This window comes from Bacillus paramobilis (genome assembly GCF_038096195.1).
GTDB lineage: Bacteria > Bacillota > Bacilli > Bacillales > Bacillaceae_G > Bacillus_A > Bacillus_A mobilis.
The window spans coordinates 131918-149026 of sequence record NZ_CP151108.1 but is presented as its reverse complement, the minus strand read 5'-3'; the positions used below and the strand labels follow the sequence as shown (position 1 = coordinate 149026).

Sequence of the window (17109 nt, the reverse complement as noted above, 5' to 3'; positions counted from 1 at the left end):
AGATAAAATGCATCTTCTGTGGGAAAGAACCTTAGCCTTCGGGACTAAACAGTCGGCTCCGCTTTTCTTTATTACATTTTTTCTGGTGCAGATACTCCTACGATTGCTAATGCGTTTTGAAGTGTAGTGCGTACTGCTTTCATTAACTCGTAGCGAGCTTTACTTAATTCTAAGTTATCTTGGTTTAATACTTTTTCTGCATTGTAGAAGCTGTGTAATGCTGCTGCTAATTCAAATGCATAGCTTGTAATGCGGTGTGGCAGACGTTTTTGCGCTGCATCCGCAACTACAGCTGGGAATTCACCAAGTTTTTTCAGTAACTCCACTTCTTTCTCAGAAGTAACAAGCTTGTAATTCACGTCTCCGCCTGTAGCTAATCCTAACTCTTCACCTTGACGAAGGATACTGCATACGCGAGCATGAGCATATTGTGCATAGTATACTGGGTTTTCATTAGATTTTGATACAGCTAAGTCCATATCAAAGTCTAAATGAGAATCACCACTACGCATTGCGAAGAAGTAACGCATTGCGTCCACGCCTACTTCTTCCATAAGCTCACGAAGTGTAACTGCTTTACCTGTACGCTTACTCATCTTCATTTTTTCACCATTTTGGTACAGTTGTACCATTTGGATGATTTCTACTTCAAGTGTTTCTTTATCGTAACCAAGTGCTTGAATAGCAGCTTTCATACGAGGAATGTAACCGTGGTGGTCAGCACCCCAAATATTGATTAACTTATCGAAACCACGCTCTAATTTATCACGGTGGTAAGCGATATCTGGCGTTAAGTATGTGTAAGAACCGTCGTTTTTAATTAATACACGGTTTTTGTCGTCACCGTAAGTCATAGAACGGAACCAAGTTGCACCGCCTTCTTCAAAGATCTCATCACGCTCTTTTAATACTGCAAGTGCAGCATCGATTTTTCCGTTTTTGTATAATGATGTTTCTGAGAACCATACATCGAATTTAACACGGAAGCTTTCTAAGTCTTTTTGAAGTTTTGCTAACTCATATTTTAAACCGTATGAACGATAAAACTCATAGCTTTCTTCTGCATCAGCTTTTGCATAACGATCACCAAATTCTTCAGCTAAAAGCTTACCGATTCCAATGATGTCCGCACCATGGTATCCGTCTTCTGGCATTTCTTTCTCTAGGCCTAAAGCTTGCATGTAACGAGCTTCAACAGAAAGAGCTAAGTTATGAATTTGGTTACCAGCGTCATTAATGTAGTACTCACGAGATACATCGTAACCTGCTTTTGCTAATACGTTACATAGAGTGTCACCTACTGCCGCACCACGTGCATGTCCTAAGTGAAGGTCACCTGTTGGGTTCGCAGATACGAACTCAATTTGTACTTTTTCACCTTTACCAGTATTCGTTTCACCATAAGCTTCGCCAGCGTTAACGATTGTTGGGATTAAGTCTGTTAAGTAGCTATTATCCATATAGAAGTTAATGAAACCAGGACCTGCGATTTCAATTTTTTCAATAGAAGCTTTTGCTTTATCGAAGTTTGCAACTAATTCTTCTGCAATCATACGAGGTGCTTTTTTCGCAACGCGTGCAAGTTGCATTGCCATATTTGTAGAGAAATCACCATTTGTTTTATCTTTTGGGGATTCTAATACAACGTTTGGAATCTGTTCTTCTGTCGCTAATTCCGCCTTTAATACAGCAGCTTGAATTTCTTCTTTAATTAATCCTTTTACTTGTTCTAAAGAATTCATTATTTTGCCTCCTTCAAATTAAGTGTAATTGTATATCTGCCAGCTTCTTGTTCACTTAGAAGCAATGCGTACGTTAAGAAAAGTTGTCCTTTTTTCTTTTCATCCGACCATTTAAAAAGAACGTTATCAGTTTTCGTTTGCAATGCAAACGTGCCAAGTTCACTCGTATACGTACCAGTTGTCCATTCACCTTTCACATGCGTCTGACGCATTGAAACAGCACCTGAACGCATAATAAGAACTTGTTCATCTTGAATTTTAATAATTGTTTTCACTTCGCCTTGTTCGTTCGGCTCTTGGAATGTTACATATGTACCTTGACCTTTTACATAGTATTGACCATTTGCTTCAAAAGCAACGGTTTCCTTCCTCGCCCCTTCACGGATTTCTGTTACGAAATGAACGTGTACCGGCAAGCCTGCAAGTTGTTTCTCCACGTCTTGCACACCCTTCACATGTTATAGATATTAAATAATGTATATAATAAATCACTTTTCCTATCATATCAAAAAAAACCTCTGTCTGTCTGCTGAAAAATCAGGAAAACTCCTTTTCAAAAAATAATTCACCTTCACCTTATTTCATATGATAAAATATTTTTTAAATCTAAATATTCTTTCATTTAAAGAGGTGAATTATGTGCTACCAACAAAATTGAAAAAAGGTGATGAAATTAGAGTTATTTCACCATCTTGTAGTTTAAGTATTGTCTCAAATACGAACCAAGAGCTTGCTATAAAAAGATTAACTGACATGGGCTTTCAAGTTACATTCTCAACATATGCTGATGAGATCGATCGATTTGCTTCCTCTTCCATTTCTTCACGCATTCAAGACCTCCACGAAGCATTTAAAGACCCGAATGTAAAAGCCATTTTAACGACACTTGGCGGATACAACTCTAATGGTTTATTGAAACATCTCAATTATAATTTAATTCGAGAAAATCCGAAATTTTTCTGTGGCTATTCTGATATTACCGCTTTAAATAATGCCATCTACGCAAAAACAGGACTCGTTACATATTCAGGACCCCATTTCTCTTCATTTGGAATGGAGAAAGGACTCGAGTATACGAAGGATTACTTTTTAAAATGCTTAACTTCTAATGAGCCTATTGAAGTCCTGCCATCTGAAACATGGAGCGATGATTCTTGGTACATTGATCAGGAAAATCGAGAATTCATTAAAAATGAAGGATATGTTTCAATTCACGAAGGCGAAGCAACTGGAGAGATTATCGGTGGTAATATGAGCACATTGAATTTACTACAAGGTACACCGTATATGCCAAATTTACAGGATAAAATTTTATTTCTTGAAGAGGATAGTTTAACTGGAACAGCTACCCTTAAAACTTTTGATCGTTATTTACATTCCCTTATGCAGCAGCCAGATTTTGAGTGCGTAAAGGGCATCGTTATAGGAAAGATGCAAAAAGGTGCAGAATGTACGATAGAAGACATTCAAGAAATGATCGCTTCAAAACCTGAACTTGCACATATCCCTATCATTGCAAACGCAAGTTTCGGGCATACAACCCCGATTTTCACTTTCCCAATTGGTGGACGTGCAAAAATCATTTCTAACAAAGAAAAGACATCTATCACCATTTTAACGCACTAAAAAAGGAGCGAATAAGTCGCTCCTTTTATGGTTTTTCTATTTTTTCCAACGCTTTTTGCGGAATTGATTCTTTTGAGATTTCAGCCCATCCTTTTCCTTGCATACCTTTTGCATAAATTTTTACAAATGCCCCCGTATGCAATTCACGGTTCATCATTCTTTTCACAACTTGTAGCTTTCCGTCTTCTGTATACCCTTTAAATGTATACAAGTATTCACCATCTTTTTTCTCACCTTTATCTACAACCGCATAATAATCTTGTATTTCTTTATTTGAAAAGAAGTTGTCTACAAAAGCATGTACACCTTCTGTTTTTGTGTTTAAATAATATGCTGTTCCCCCCAAAATAATGGCGAACACAGCTAAAACTTTAATTACCAATTTCATAAATGCGCCTCCTGTTTGCACTTCTTTCTCACTAATCTTATGTCTATACATGTATTATACGAAAAACAACATACTATACTCTATCGAAACGCCTTACACTTTCCTTACATTATTGTAAGAGTTTTTCCCTTTATAGCAAATTCCCATCAAAAAATTTTTCCGTTTAACAAACTTTTATATTATTATTGAATGATACGAATTTTTATTACAAAAATCAAAGGAGACAGTTTTCAAATGGCTATCTTGCAAGGTTTAGCACTATTACTTGTTGTACTTTGTCTATTTACACTTTTTAGTTACCGTGCTCCTTACGGCATGAAAGCAATGGGTGCTTTAGCTAATGCAGCAATCGCAAGTTTTCTTATTGAAGCATTTCACCGTTATATCGGTGGAGAAATGTTTCATAATGACTTTTTACAATCAGTAGGAGAAGCTTCTGGTAGTATGAGCGGTGTCGCAGCGGCAATTTTAGTCGCACTAGCAATCGGTGTTTCACCCGTATATGCTGTTTTAATCGGTATCGCTACTAGTGGATTCGGTATTTTACCAGGATTTTTCGCTGGATACATTTGCGCTTTCGTCGTGAAATTTCTCGAAAAGAAATTACCAGCTGGTGTAGAATTTTTAGCAATTTTATTTATTGCTGCACCAATTTCGCGCGGAATGGCCATGCTTATGGATCCGCTCGTGAACGCAACACTCGGTAAAATTGGTTCTATGATTTCAGTTGCAACTACAGAAAGTCCAATCATTATGGGTATTATGCTTGGTGGATTAATAACAGTTATTTCTACCTCTCCATTAAGTTCTATGGCACTAACTGCAATGCTTGGATTAACAGGTTTACCAATGGCAATTGGTAGTCTTGCCGTAGCAGCCTCAGCCCCGATGAACTTTATTTTCTTTAAGCGACTAAAAATTTGCTCAAAGAAAGACACAATCGCTGTAGCAATCGAGCCTTTAACACAAGCCGATGTTGTTTCAGCAAATCCAATTCCAATTTATGCGACAAACTTCGTTGGCGGTGCACTTGCTGGTATTATTACATCTCTGTTCCAGCTCGTTAATAATGCACCAGGAACAGCATCACCAATCCCAGGACTTCTTGTCTTATTCGGATTTAATGACGTTGTAAAAGTAACAATTGCTGCTGTATTATGTGGAATCGTTACCACGATTGTTGGATATATCGGATCAATCATATTCCGCAAATATCCAATTCGTTCTGCTGATGAAATTCGCGGCATTACTTCAGAAGAGAAAGTTGCATAAAAAAAGAGTCCCCTATTCATATAGGAGGCTCTTTTTTTTATGCAGCTATGGCAGCTAGAATCTCCAGCCATTTCACACTCTCTGTCGAGCATTCCATGACCTGCGATTCTGAGCAAGCCGCTTCCGCTTTTACTTCTATCCAGTTACGTCTCCTAGACCCTTGCGTCTAAGAACCTTCCCTGCCAAAAGGTAAAAAGCACCTTTTGCAGGAAAGAACCTTAGTCACTGGGTCTAAACAGTCGGCTTCACTTTTACTTTATCTAGCTGCAGCGGCTAGAATGATCGGTGGCTTCGCTTCTTCCTTCGAGGCAAAAAACGCCTCTACGTCTGAAGCTCCATCCCCCTCACATTCTGAGCGAGCCGCTTCCGCTTTTATTTTACCCAACCGAGCAGCATTTCCCGCACGAATTTGCTTGCTGCGACTGGTGTTTGGTCACTATGGTCGTAGACAGGAGCTACTTCTACTAAGTCTGCTCCAACTACATTTATATTTGAATTTGCAATTGCCACGATGGAATCTAATAATTCTTTAGATGTGATACCTCCAGCTTCTAACGTTCCTGTTCCTGGAGCGTGAGCTGGGTCTAATACGTCAATGTCGATTGTGACATAAACTGGGCGTCCTGCAAGTTTCGGTAATACTTCTTTTAACGGTTCTAATACGTCAAATTTATATAAGTTCATACCTACTTCTTTTGCCCATTCGAATTCTTCCTTCATTCCAGAACGAATACCGAAAGAATATACGTTTTCCGGACCAATTAAATCGCACACTTTACGAATAGGTGTAGAGTGGGATAAAGGCTCCCCTTCATACGATTCACGTAAATCAGTATGGGCATCCATATGGATGATTGCTAAATCCGGATATTTTTTTGCCATTGCCTTAAAAATTGGCCAAGACACTAAGTGCTCACCGCCGAGACCTAGTGGAAACTTATCGGCATCTAAAAGTTTTGATACATACTCTTCAATCATGTCTATGCTACGCTGTGGATTTCCAAATGGTAATGGAATATCACCCGCATCAAAATATTTTACCTCTTCTAGTTCACGATCTAAATATGGGCTATATTCTTCAAGACCGATTGATACTTCACGAATACGTGCAGGGCCAAAACGAGAACCTGGACGGTAGCTTACTGTCCAATCCATTGGCATCCCGTAAATAACTGCCTCTGACTCTTCAAAACTTGGATGACTTTTAATAAATACTTTACCTGAATAAGCTTCATCAAAACGCATACTCTTTTCCTCCTTATGTGGAACTTAAGGTATCCCAACCTTTCATTATTTCTCAAATTTGGAGCGCATTGCTCCTCTTTCTCGATTTACCGGTGTCTTCTGTTTCATAACAAGAAGACGATTTTCTTTACAGGAGTGTACGTAGCTAGCATGTTCAAGTCTTCTGGACAAACACCTTAAATGAGCAACTTACACTTTATTTGTTCAATACGATTCCCTTACTTAATTAAATCGCCAACAAATTTCGGTAATGCGAATGCTGCATTGTGTAATTCTTTTGTGTAGTATTTCGTTTCGATTTCGTGGAAACGCTCTTCACTTACTTCTAATGGATCATGTTTTTTAGATCCAATTGTGAACGTCCACAGACCACTTGGGTAAGTTGGAATATTCGCTGTGTATAAACGAGTAATTGGGAAGATCTCTTTTACGTCTTTAAACACAGTTGTAATTAGTTCTGGTGTGAACCAAGGGTTGTCCGTTTGTGCAACGAAAATACCGTCTTCTTTTAACGCTTTAGAGATTCCAGCGTAGAAACCTTTTGTAAATAAGTTTACTGCTGGTCCTACTGGCTCAGTAGAATCTACCATAATTACATCATATTCATTTTCGCTTTCTGCGATGTGTAGGAAACCGTCTCCTACTTTTACTTCTACACGCTCATTATCTAATGCGCCTGCAATTGATGGTAAGTATTGTTTAGAGTACTCAATTACTTTTCCATCGATTTCAACAAGAGTTGCTTTCTTTACGCTTGGGTGTTTTAACACTTCACGAATAACACCACCATCGCCACCACCTACAACTAATACGTTTTCAGGGTTTGGATGTGTAAATAAAGGTACGTGCGCTACCATTTCATGATAAACGAACTCATCTTTTTCTGTTGTCATAACCATGCCGTCTAAAATAAGCATGTTTCCGAACTCTTCTGTTTCAACCATATCAAGTTTTTGGAATTCTGTTTGCTCCGTATGTAATGTGCGGTTAATACGCGCCGTAATCCCAAAATGTTTTGTTTGTTTTTCAGTGAACCATAGTTCCATCGTACAATCACGCCTCTCAATGCAAATTTATAATAGGGACATCATTAATGTCCCCTAACAAAAATAAAACAAAACATCCAAAAAGTATAGCTAAAAGTACAAAAATACCGAAAATATATTTTAGTCAGAGGGTTCTAACATATATATGAAAAAGGATTACCCTGTAATAGGAAAGAAAACCCTTTCTTAAGAAAGGGCTTTTGTCTCTACTTCTACCGGATTTCGAACCGGAATTAAAATCATTACGCAACCAACTAATACAACAATTCCACCGACTAAAAACGGACTTTGTGGTGAAACAGTGTGACCGATGATTCCTGATAAGATTGGAGCAATTGCGCCACCTAACCAACGAACGAAGTTATAAACACCTGATGTAACAGATCTTTCATAAGGTGAAATATCCATTACATAACTTGTAAATAATGCATTATTTAATCCAGATGCTAATCCTGATAGAACAATTAATACAATTTGTAACCACATAATTTTCACAAAGAATAGTGCGATTAAGAAAAGCGCAAATACGAGTAAACTACCTTTCAACAATGCTTTTGGCTCATATTTCCCTTCTAACTTGTGAGCCAAAATTGCAGAACCGTAAGCTAACGCTAATCCCCATCCGCAAAATACGAATCCTAATTGAATAGCAGATAAATGCATAATAAGTGGTGAATATGCTAATACAACGAAAAATCCGTAGTAGTATAACATTCCTGAAATTGCACCTTGCATAAACGGTTTATATTTCACCAGGTTAAGTAATTCTCCCACGCCTGCCGCTTTACGCTTAACTTTTCGCTCCGGTTCTTTTACAAAAAAGAAAACTAAAATAAATGCTAAGAAAATTAAAATACTCGTCGCAAAAAATGGGTAACGCCAAGAATGTCCACCTAATATCCCGCCTAATAACGGTCCGCCTGCCATCCCTAAACCGATAGCTGCTTCATATAATCCTACTGCTTCATGAACTTCTTTACTTAATGCAATCAATAGTGTCATCGCCGTTGCGAAGAACATTGCATTTCCTAATCCCCACCCTGCGCGGAAAAGAGATAATTGGGCAATCGTTTGCGATATACCGCATATAAACGCAAATACAGTCACAATTGCAAGACCAATCGTCATCATTCTTTTATCACCAAATCTCGAGGCGAATACTCCAGCTGGTAACATCATAATTGCCATCGTTAAAATATATGCTGTAAATAACATCTCTACTTGCCAATGAGATGCACCAATTTGCTCAGCAATGCTTGGTAAGATTGGATCGACTACCCCTATACCCGAAAAGGCAAGGAAGGTAGCCACCACTGTAATCAATCTCCCTAGTTTTTGTTTGCTCTCCATTTTGATCATTCTCCTTTTGTGCTATCTAAAAATGTCACTGCACGATGTAAGCTATCTTCAAGTTCTGCCTTTACACGTTGCATTTGCTCCATTTTCTCGTCTAGCGTTTGCACTTGTTTTTCAAGCATCTCTTTAATTTCTTGAATCACTTCGCGGTCACGAGGATTCTCACTATTTCTTCTTTGCTCCATTCTTTCTTTTAATGATAAGAAATGTTGCATTTCTTGAAGCGTAATCCCTAGCACTTCTTTCGCTTCCACAATCCTTTTAATTCTGGCGATGTCCTCGTCTGTATACAGGCGAATGTTCCCCTCACTACGTTCAGGGGGATGAATTAAACCAATTTCCTCATAATAACGAAGTGTACGTTTTGTTAAACCAACTTGCTTTGTGACTTCATCAATTTTATACATGTTTATTCCTCCCTTCACTCGATTATTACATTTTACGTTAACGTTAACTTTTGTGCAACTGTTAGACTTTTGTAAATGTTTATCCTATTCAATTGTATTTTTCCAAAAGCAGTTTCATAATGAAAGAAAAGAAACGATAAGGAGATTTCCGTATGAATAAACCACTTATTTTCGCTCATCGCGGGGTAAAAGGAACACATCCAGAAAATACAATGATTGCCTTCCAAGAAGCAGAACGTATTGGTGCTCATGGAATTGAACTTGATGTCCACCTATCAAAAGATGGTGAACTTGCCGTGATTCATGATGAAACAGTAGATCGTACAACAAATGGCATAGGTCTTGTTTCTGAAAAAACGGTAGCGGAATTACAGGCTTTAGATGCCGGCAGCCATAAAGACCCTTCTTTCCATGAAGCAAAAATCCCAACGTTACGCGAGGTATTCATTTGGCTATCTACAACAAAGTTACAGCTCAACATTGAGTTAAAAACAGATGTCATTCACTATCCAAACATTGAAGAAAAAGTTGTCGCTCTCGTTCGTGAATATCATCTATCTAATCAAATTGTATTCTCATCGTTTAACCACGATTCTGTTTCATTACTAGCAGAAATAGCTCCTGAAATTCCAAGAGCAATTTTATATGATACACCACTTGCTGATCCGATTGCTGAAGCAAAAAATAGAAACGCAACTGGTTTACACCCAAACTTTCAATTATTAACAAAAGAATTTGTCCAATTTGCACAAAATCAAGGGTATGCTTTCCGCCCTTATACAATTAATGAATACAAAGATTTACAAACTATGATTGACTATGGCGTAGATGTCATTATTACCGATTGGCCAGCACGTGCCTTTGAGCTCCTTTCTTAATTGAAGGAGCTTTTTGTTTTCGAAATTTCATTGTTTAAAATAACCGAAAACCCTCAATACTAATACAATAATGTTTGTATTAGTATTGAGGGGCTGAAAAAGATGGATCAAACTATGAATCCGAAACTTAAAAAATATAAACGTCTTTTCTTCACCGTAATGTTTTCTTCTGTTCTTTTTTTCGTTTTTTCCTTTTTTGTTATTATTATAGTTGCAAAAATTATGGGACCTCCTCCTGTTGCTGTCCCGCAAACGAGTGTCTTTTACGCTAACGATGACAGTGTTATCGGACAAAGTAATGAAATGCAAAAACGTTACAATGTATCTCTCAATGAAATCTCTCCTTATATAAAAGAGGCGACACTATCTATCGAAGATCAACGATTCTACAAACATCATGGCTTTGATATGAAACGTATTGCTGGTGCTATTGTTGCCGATTTAAAGGCAATGGCAAAAGTCCAAGGTGCTAGTACGATTACACAACAGTATGCTCGTAACCTATACTTAGATCATGATAAAACATGGAAACGTAAACTATTAGAAGCGATGTACACAATTCGCCTTGAAGTGAACTATAATAAAAATCATATTTTAGAAGGATATTTAAATACAATTTATTACGGGCATGGTGCTTACGGAATCGAAGCTGCGTCTCGTCTATATTTCGATAAAACAGCAAAAGAATTAACATTAGCGGAAGCTAGTATGCTCGCAGGTATTCCGAAAGGCCCTAGTATCTACTCTCCCTTTTTAAAAGAGGATCGTGCTAAGGGACGACAATCTCTCATATTAGACGAAATGGTAGAACAAGGTTATATTACGAAGAAACAAGCTGCGGCAGCGAAGAAAGAGCCATTAACCTTTGCCTCATTAGATACGAAAAAAGTGGCAGAGATCGCGCCTTATTTCCAAGATGCTGTACAAGCTTCTCTTCTTCGTGATATCGGATTGGATGAACAAGCCTTACAAAAAGGTGGTTTACGTATTTATACAACGCTAGACCCTAAATTACAATCGGTCGCAGAGCAAGCTGTAAAAGATCATATACCTGACACAACAAACATACAAACTGCGCTCGTCTCTATGAATCCAAAAACAGGTGAAGTAGCTGCCCTTGTTGGTGGAACTGATTATAATACAAGTCAATTTAACAGGGCTACACAAGCCGCTCGCCAGCCTGGATCTACGTTTAAGCCATTCCTGTATTACGCGGCATTAGAACGAGGATTCACCCCTGCTACGCGCTTAAAAAGCGAATACACCGTGTTCACTTTAGGTGACGGTGTTTCAAAGTATAAACCGAAAAACTATAAAGACTATTATGCAGACGATTTTGTAACAATGGCGCAAGCTCTTGCGGTCTCTGATAACGTATATGCCGTGAAGACCAATTTATTTTTAGGCGAAGATATTCTTACAAAAACAGCGAAGCAATTCGGTATTACTACCGCATTAAAAGATGTTCCGTCTCTTGCTCTCGGTACATCTCCTGTAAAACCAATTGAAATGGTTAACGCTTATAGCATGTTCGCAAACGGTGGAAAAGAAGTAAAACCAGTGTTTATTCGCCGCATTATGGACCATGAAGGAAATATGTTATACGATGCTCATTTAGAAAGTAAGCAAGTTCTTGATAAGAGCAAAACGTTTGTGATGGAAGAAATGATGACGGGTATGTTTAATAAAAAACTAAGCAGTTATGCTGCTGTAACTGGTCAATCGATGTTATCAAAACTATCAAGAACATATGCCGGAAAATCTGGTTCTACTGAAACAGATAGTTGGATGATTGGATTTACCCCACAAATCGTAACGGGTGTATGGGTTGGATACGATCAACCTAAATCGATTTCAAATGTAGCAGAACAAGGATATGCAAAAAGAATATGGACCGATACGATGGAAAAAGGATTAGATGGACAACCTAAAAAAGATTTTAAACAACCAAGTGACGTCGTTGCAGTCGATATTAACCCTGAAAACGGAAAAATCGCTACAAAGAACTGTCCAATTTCAGTTAAAATGTATTTTGCAAAAGGTACAGAACCAACTGAATATTGTATGGATCATGTTGATGATAAAGAAGAATTTGAAAAGACAACTGAGGAAAAGAAAAAAACAAGTTGGTGGAAAAAATATCTTCCTTGGTAAAAAAAATAGCTGACGGGCATCCGTCAGCTATTTTTTATTCACTTAATAATGCGCGGCGCAATTCTTCACTAGATTCGTTCCAAATCGCTTCATTATGTTCTTTCAAGAACGTACCAAGTACTTTTTTAGATGATTCATCCATATGGTCAACCATAATGTGACGCTTCATTGATTTATCCATTTTGTTTACGTGCTCTGGAAGTGATTTATATCCGCGGCGAATTTCACGGTCAACTGTCATTTCACAAGCTGTTACACCTGCATAATAAGCACCTGTCGCAGTTCTTTCAATCGTTACCCATACAAGCCAAAATGGTTTTCCGTTTGGAACTTCATCTTTATTTGTTAAAAACTTAATACCTTTTTCGACTGTACTACGTGCATGCATTGCACCGATATCAACAAATGCTGTTTTCTCTAGTACATCTACAAATACGGGTGAAATATTTTCTAGACTTAATGCTCCAACACCAAAACCACCATGTCCATCTGTTGAATCATTTTTCACGATATTAAAACCGATTTTTTTCTTTTTCTCTGTCATATGTAAATTCCTCCTCACTTAATGATTATAAAAGACCAAAAATAGGCGAAATGATACTGTCTAAAAATACAAATACATATGGAATGACAACATTAAAAATAGGTTGAATTGTATAATTGCTAAGCGGTGTAATAACAAGAATTAATAGCGCTATTGCTCCATACTTTTCATACTGTGTCATTTTCGCACGAATATTTGTTGGTGCTAGATCTTCCACAACTCGATACCCATCAAGTGGCGGAATTGGCAATAAGTTAAATACAAGTAACACGATATTAAGCATAATAAAAATTCGGAAGAATTGAGCCAATGTATCTGCTACTGCAAATGGAATTGAATCTAATACACCAAATGTTAATAGGCTATACCAAATAATTAAACCAATTGCACTTAGAATTAAGTTACTAATTGGGCCTGCAATTGAAACTAATATTCCTGCAAGACGTGGCCTTTTAAAGTTATATGGGTTAACAGGAACAGGTCTTGCCCAACCAAAACCAAGAATTAATACAGCGATCATCCCAATAGGATCTAAGTGCGCCATCGGTGATAATGTTAAACGGCCTTGCTTCTTTGCTGTATCGTCTCCAAATTTATATGCAACATATGCATGCGCAAATTCATGCACTGATAATGCAATAATAATGGCCATTGCTACCAACGGAATTTGGTGCAACGGATATCTAAATAACTGATCCATGCTTCATCTCCTCTTCAATATGTCAAAAAAAGAAAATATTTGTTTTTTCGATTGTTCTTCCCTATAATCCGCTATAATAAGAGTGTAACTTACATAAAAGGAGCGATTATATATGCCATACGTAACAGTGAAAATGCTAGAAGGACGCACAGAGGAACAAAAGAAAGCTCTTGCTGAGAAAGTAACAGCAGCAGTAAGCGAAACAACTGGTGCTCCTGAAGAAAACATCGTTGTTTTCATCGAAGAAATGTCTAAAAACCATTATGCAGTTGGCGGAAAACGCTTAAGCGACAAATAATTTCAAGTTCTTTCATAAGAAGCAGCTCTTAGCTGCTTCTTATTTTTTTCCTTCTAGTAACTCGATGATTCTCTCTTTATATTTTCCTTTTCTTCCATCTTCATAGATTAAATCATGCGGGTAGAATAGTTTTTGATCCCTTCTCTTCTTACCAGTAATTGCCTCAACAATATCCGATTCACGTGAAAGCTCTCTAAGCTCTCCATTTGGCATAAGAAGTAAGATTGGCAGACGCTCTTCTTCCTCACCAGCACGGTAAAAGTCATACGGTAAGTCTGATGTTGAATCAACTACTAAATAGTATTCTGGATCAAGTCCAATCTTTTTGAATAAGCTACTTAATTCCATCCAATTATCTAAACCGTGCTTATCTGTAAACTCTACATATTTAAATAGGTTTCGATTCATAAAACGGCGGCATAAATCACTTAAAATTGGATCTTCCTCGTCTTGCCATACTTGGAAGTAATAATACATAACGTTCTCGTCTAACTTTAAATAATCCTCTACTGTTACTTCTTCTTCAAATAAAGAATAGAAATGAACCGGATGATTTTTAAATGTGTAATACTTCTCGTGCAATGATTTTGCACGGTGTAAAATCTTCGTTAAAATAACTTCGGCACTGCGCGTTACGGGGTGGAAATATACTTGCCAATACATTTGATAACGACTCATAATATAATGCTCAACAGCATGCATACCACTATTTTTAATGACTACTTGATTCCCATACGGACGCATGACACGTAGTATACGTTCCATATCAAAGTTTCCATACTTTACGCCAGTGAAATACGCATCTCTTAATAAATAGTCCATACGATCTGCATCAATTTGACTGGAAATCATACTAATCGCTAATTTATTAGTAGATGTTTTTGCGATTACATCGGCCACCTTTTGCGGAAAGTCTTTATCCACGCGGCTTAATACACGGTTAATTTCCGTGTCTCCAACGATAATTTTTTGCGTAAATTTCTCATGATCTAATGAAAATACCTTTTCAAACGAGTGAGAAAATGGGCCGTGACCGACATCATGAAGTAAGGACGCACATAAACATAACAATCTATCTTCAGCATTCCAGTTCGGTCTGCCATCAAACACATCATCAATCATACGACGAATAATTTCATATACACCTAACGAATGAGTAAAGCGACTATGCTCTGCACCGTGAAATGTAAAAAATGTCGTTCCAAGCTGCTTAATACGGCGCAAGCGTTGAAATTCTTTCGTTCCGATTAAATCCCAAATAACACGATCGCGCACATGCACATATTTATGTACCGGGTCTTTAAACACTTTTGTTTCGCTGAGTTTGTCGTTTAAATATACCACCTTCCGACATCCCCCTTTCTTTACTGCATTCTTACTATATATTATAAACGAAATAGGAAACAGAAAGAAATGAAAGACTATATTAATTGCCCTTATATAAAGAAAAAATCACTTTTACCGAAGTAAAAGTGATTTCTTTTTATACATTATTTACCTAAAACGAATTCAGCAACTTCATCTAAGATCATTTCTTTACCTAGAGGGAAGTAACCTTTGTTTAAGTCTTCGTTTTTAATTGTAAATACGTGGTTATTTTTAACAGCGTTCATGTTTTTCCAAATGGATTCTTCTTGGAATTCTTTTAGACGCTGAGAACCGTCACCAGTTGTAAATACAAATAGGTAATCTGGGTTGTAATCGATTAAAGCTTCTTTTTGTACTTGTACCAATGGTTTATCCGTTGGTGTACCTTTAACTGCTGGTAATTTCAAGTCATTAAAGATTACGCTACCGTAACCGTAGTCACCGTATACACGGAAAGCGTTTGGATATGCAGCCATTTTCATGAATGTTGCATCGCCAGTTTTCGCAACGATTTTGTCATGTAATTTACTTGCTTTTTCTTCATACTGTTTGAACCATTCTTTTGTTTCTTTCTCTTTACCGAAGATTTGACCTACTTCTTCGAATTTTGGACGCCATTGGTCTAATGGAGTTTTCAACATAACTGTTGGTGCAATTTTAGATAATTGATCATAGATCTTTTCTTGACGATTGTTTACAAGAATTAAGTCTGGTTTTGCAGCAGCTACTGCTTCGATGTTAATTTTATCGCCCCAAGCAGAGCCAACTGGTTTTACGTCTTTTAATTTCTTTTCAATATGTGCATCAATTTTTTCTTGAGATGTATTAGCAGTAATAATTGGTTTCATACCAAAAATTAATAATTCTTCTGTTGAACCACTAAGGTCAGCAATTTTCTTTGGATTTGCAGGGATTTTAATTTCCCCTTTTGCGTGTTGTACAGTGCGCTCTTCAGTTTTCGCATCCTTCGCATCTGCTTTCTTCTCTTCTTCTTTGTTAGAACAAGCTGCAAATAGTACAGAAGTAACGACTAGTACCATTGCTAATAGTGCCATTTTAAAATTCTTCATGTTCCCACTCCTTCTAGCTGTATTTCTCTTATAAGTTACAATGAACTATAAGAAACGAGGATAACAATCAATCAATATATATTTATTAATTGTTGTTAATAACCCATTCTAACGGGCGTTCAACTTCCCATTCATATATAAGAAGCTCAACGTCCATTAGAAGTCCCCCTCTCTAAGAGGGGGTTCTACTTATGCTTTTTTACGTAATTGATTATTAATCATCATTAAATCGTATGTTAAACAAATTGGTTTACAGTTTACTGGACATGGAACGATTTGAGCTTCAATCTCAAATACGTTACGAAGTGTTTCACTCGTCATCACTTCATCTGGCGTTCCTTGCTTCATTAACTTACCTGCTTTTAATGCAATCATATGATCTGAGAAACGAGAAGCATGGTTTAAGTCATGGATAACCATAACAATCGTTCTACCCTCTTCTTCATTTAACTTTTTCAATAAGTTTAATACTTCTAATTGATGTGCCATATCTAAGTACGTTGTCGGTTCATCTAATACAAGTAATTCTGTTCCTTGTGCAAGAGCCATCGCAATCCATACGCGTTGACGTTGTCCACCTGATAACGCCTCTGCTGGACGATTTGCGAATTCTGTCATTCCCGTCACTTCAAGTGCCCAATGAATGTAGCGATAATCCTCTTCTTTCAATGTTCCAAATCCTTTTTGATGAGGAAAACGTCCGTATGAAACGAGTTCAAACACAGTAAGACCTGTTGGCACTTCTGCAGTTTGTGGTAAAATCGCCATTTTCTTTGCGATTTCTTTCGTTGGTTGTTTCTCAATTGCTTTTCCGTCAAGGTAAACAGTACCTTTTTTCGCCTTCAAAATACGAGAAGCCGTTTTTAATAATGTGGACTTCCCACAACCATTTGGTCCAATAATTGTTGTAATCTTCCCTTCCGGAATTTCAACTGTTAATCCATCAATAATTAACCCTTCATTATAGCCAACAGATACCGCATCAACTGCTAAAGTTGCCATACAAAAAGCCTCC

At 37.4% G+C, this 17109-nt stretch carries 17 protein-coding genes; 5 read left to right on the top strand and 12 right to left on the bottom strand.

From position 1 onward, the window contains the following. Positions 1 to 71 precede the first annotated feature (71 nt). On the bottom strand, positions 72 to 1742 hold the full coding sequence (argS, locus tag AABL52_RS00715; RefSeq protein WP_001086441.1) for an arginine--tRNA ligase: 1671 nt from the start codon (positions 1740 to 1742) through the stop codon (positions 72 to 74). Continuing rightward, on the bottom strand, positions 1742 to 2179 hold the full coding sequence (locus AABL52_RS00710; protein ID WP_000414868.1) for a DUF1934 domain-containing protein: 438 nt from the start codon (positions 2177 to 2179) through the stop codon (positions 1742 to 1744). Before AABL52_RS00710 ends, argS begins: the two co-directional genes overlap by 1 nt. A 202-nt stretch (positions 2180 to 2381) precedes the next feature. Between AABL52_RS00710 and AABL52_RS00705 the strand changes: the two genes are divergently transcribed. Continuing rightward, on the top strand, positions 2382 to 3368 hold the full coding sequence (locus AABL52_RS00705) for a S66 family peptidase (RefSeq protein ID WP_341518750.1): 987 nt from the start codon (positions 2382 to 2384) through the stop codon (positions 3366 to 3368). A gap of 25 nt (positions 3369 to 3393) precedes the next feature. Here AABL52_RS00705 and AABL52_RS00700 read toward each other — a convergent pair whose 3' ends face one another. Next, positions 3394 to 3756, bottom strand: a complete 363-nt coding sequence (locus AABL52_RS00700) for a YxeA family protein (RefSeq protein ID WP_000779930.1) — start codon at positions 3754 to 3756, stop codon at positions 3394 to 3396. A gap of 234 nt (positions 3757 to 3990) precedes the next feature. Here AABL52_RS00700 and AABL52_RS00695 point away from each other — a divergent pair, with 234 nt between their 5' ends. Then, the gene (locus tag AABL52_RS00695; protein ID WP_000996305.1) at positions 3991 to 5028 is read left to right on the top strand and encodes a PTS sugar transporter subunit IIC; all 1038 of its coding nucleotides are present in this window, start codon (positions 3991 to 3993) and stop codon (positions 5026 to 5028) included. A gap of 372 nt (positions 5029 to 5400) precedes the next feature. On the opposite strand, the gene speB is transcribed toward AABL52_RS00695, so the two are convergent. From speB to AABL52_RS00675, 4 genes are all read right to left on the bottom strand, one after another. After that, a complete protein-coding gene (speB, locus tag AABL52_RS00690) occupies positions 5401 to 6273 on the bottom strand; it encodes an agmatinase (RefSeq protein ID WP_001209823.1) in 873 nt (290 codons plus the stop codon). A 218-nt stretch (positions 6274 to 6491) separates the two neighbouring features. Then, positions 6492 to 7319: a polyamine aminopropyltransferase gene (gene speE / locus AABL52_RS00685; protein ID WP_000424696.1), complete on the bottom strand. Its 828-nt coding sequence runs from the start codon at positions 7317 to 7319 to the stop codon at positions 6492 to 6494. Positions 7320 to 7505: 186 nt separating this feature from the next. Continuing rightward, positions 7506 to 8669 (bottom strand): MFS transporter, encoded by a 1164-nt coding sequence (locus AABL52_RS00680; protein ID WP_097845588.1) that lies wholly within the window; start codon positions 8667 to 8669, stop codon positions 7506 to 7508. Between the two features lie 5 nt (positions 8670 to 8674). After that, entirely contained in the window at positions 8675 to 9082 is a 408-nt protein-coding gene (locus tag AABL52_RS00675; RefSeq protein WP_000276565.1) for a MerR family transcriptional regulator, read from the bottom strand. 152 nt (positions 9083 to 9234) lie between these two features. On the opposite strand from AABL52_RS00675, the gene AABL52_RS00670 reads away from it, so the two are divergent. Both AABL52_RS00670 and AABL52_RS00665 read left to right on the top strand, forming a co-directional pair. Then, positions 9235 to 9960, top strand: a complete 726-nt coding sequence (locus AABL52_RS00670) for a glycerophosphodiester phosphodiesterase (protein WP_341518749.1) — start codon at positions 9235 to 9237, stop codon at positions 9958 to 9960. A 102-nt stretch (positions 9961 to 10062) separates the two neighbouring features. Then, complete coding sequence (locus AABL52_RS00665) at positions 10063 to 12114, top strand: transglycosylase domain-containing protein (protein WP_341518748.1); 2052 nt, start codon at positions 10063 to 10065, stop codon at positions 12112 to 12114. Positions 12115 to 12148: 34 nt separating this feature from the next. Here the strand turns inward: AABL52_RS00665 and AABL52_RS00660 are convergent, their stop codons facing one another. Both AABL52_RS00660 and AABL52_RS00655 read right to left on the bottom strand, forming a co-directional pair. Beyond that, positions 12149 to 12658: a YwhD family protein gene (locus AABL52_RS00660; protein ID WP_000136683.1), complete on the bottom strand. Its 510-nt coding sequence runs from the start codon at positions 12656 to 12658 to the stop codon at positions 12149 to 12151. A 25-nt stretch (positions 12659 to 12683) separates the two neighbouring features. After that, the gene (locus AABL52_RS00655) at positions 12684 to 13358 is read right to left on the bottom strand and encodes a site-2 protease family protein (RefSeq protein WP_000372449.1); all 675 of its coding nucleotides are present in this window, start codon (positions 13356 to 13358) and stop codon (positions 12684 to 12686) included. A gap of 112 nt (positions 13359 to 13470) precedes the next feature. Here AABL52_RS00655 and AABL52_RS00650 point away from each other — a divergent pair, with 112 nt between their 5' ends. Next, a complete protein-coding gene (locus tag AABL52_RS00650) occupies positions 13471 to 13656 on the top strand; it encodes a 2-hydroxymuconate tautomerase (protein WP_001147171.1) in 186 nt (61 codons plus the stop codon). Between the two features lie 39 nt (positions 13657 to 13695). Here the strand turns inward: AABL52_RS00650 and AABL52_RS00645 are convergent, their stop codons facing one another. The 3 genes from AABL52_RS00645 to AABL52_RS00635 form a co-directional block, all read right to left on the bottom strand. After that, a complete protein-coding gene (locus AABL52_RS00645; RefSeq protein WP_000262748.1) occupies positions 13696 to 15000 on the bottom strand; it encodes an HD domain-containing protein in 1305 nt (434 codons plus the stop codon). 146 nt (positions 15001 to 15146) lie between these two features. Further along, on the bottom strand, positions 15147 to 16094 hold the full coding sequence (locus AABL52_RS00640) for an ABC transporter substrate-binding protein (RefSeq protein WP_000787719.1): 948 nt from the start codon (positions 16092 to 16094) through the stop codon (positions 15147 to 15149). A 189-nt stretch (positions 16095 to 16283) separates the two neighbouring features. Continuing rightward, positions 16284 to 17096: an ABC transporter ATP-binding protein gene (locus AABL52_RS00635; RefSeq protein WP_000212061.1), complete on the bottom strand. Its 813-nt coding sequence runs from the start codon at positions 17094 to 17096 to the stop codon at positions 16284 to 16286. Positions 17097 to 17109: the final 13 nt, after the last annotated feature.

Bases quoted from the DNA above. Each gene is read 5' to 3' on its own strand.
- argS (WP_001086441.1), bottom strand. From the start codon at position 1,742: ATGAATTCTTTAGAACAAGTAAAAGGATTAATTAAAGAAGAAATTCAA.
- AABL52_RS00700 (WP_000779930.1), bottom strand. From the start codon at position 3,756: ATGAAATTGGTAATTAAAGTTTTAGCTGTGTTCGCCATTATTTTGGGG.
- AABL52_RS00695 (WP_000996305.1), top strand. From the start codon at position 3,991: ATGGCTATCTTGCAAGGTTTAGCACTATTACTTGTTGTACTTTGTCTA.
- speB (WP_001209823.1), bottom strand. From the start codon at position 6,273: ATGCGTTTTGATGAAGCTTATTCAGGTAAAGTATTTATTAAAAGTCAT.
- speE (WP_000424696.1), bottom strand. From the start codon at position 7,319: ATGGAACTATGGTTCACTGAAAAACAAACAAAACATTTTGGGATTACG.
- AABL52_RS00680 (WP_097845588.1), bottom strand. From the start codon at position 8,669: ATGGAGAGCAAACAAAAACTAGGGAGATTGATTACAGTGGTGGCTACC.
- AABL52_RS00675 (WP_000276565.1), bottom strand. From the start codon at position 9,082: ATGTATAAAATTGATGAAGTCACAAAGCAAGTTGGTTTAACAAAACGT.
- AABL52_RS00670 (WP_341518749.1), top strand. From the start codon at position 9,235: ATGAATAAACCACTTATTTTCGCTCATCGCGGGGTAAAAGGAACACAT.
- AABL52_RS00665 (WP_341518748.1), top strand. From the start codon at position 10,063: ATGGATCAAACTATGAATCCGAAACTTAAAAAATATAAACGTCTTTTC.
- AABL52_RS00660 (WP_000136683.1), bottom strand. From the start codon at position 12,658: ATGACAGAGAAAAAGAAAAAAATCGGTTTTAATATCGTGAAAAATGAT.
- AABL52_RS00655 (WP_000372449.1), bottom strand. From the start codon at position 13,358: ATGGATCAGTTATTTAGATATCCGTTGCACCAAATTCCGTTGGTAGCA.
- AABL52_RS00650 (WP_001147171.1), top strand. From the start codon at position 13,471: ATGCCATACGTAACAGTGAAAATGCTAGAAGGACGCACAGAGGAACAA.
- AABL52_RS00640 (WP_000787719.1), bottom strand. From the start codon at position 16,094: ATGAAGAATTTTAAAATGGCACTATTAGCAATGGTACTAGTCGTTACT.
- AABL52_RS00635 (WP_000212061.1), bottom strand. From the start codon at position 17,096: ATGGCAACTTTAGCAGTTGATGCGGTATCTGTTGGCTATAATGAAGGG.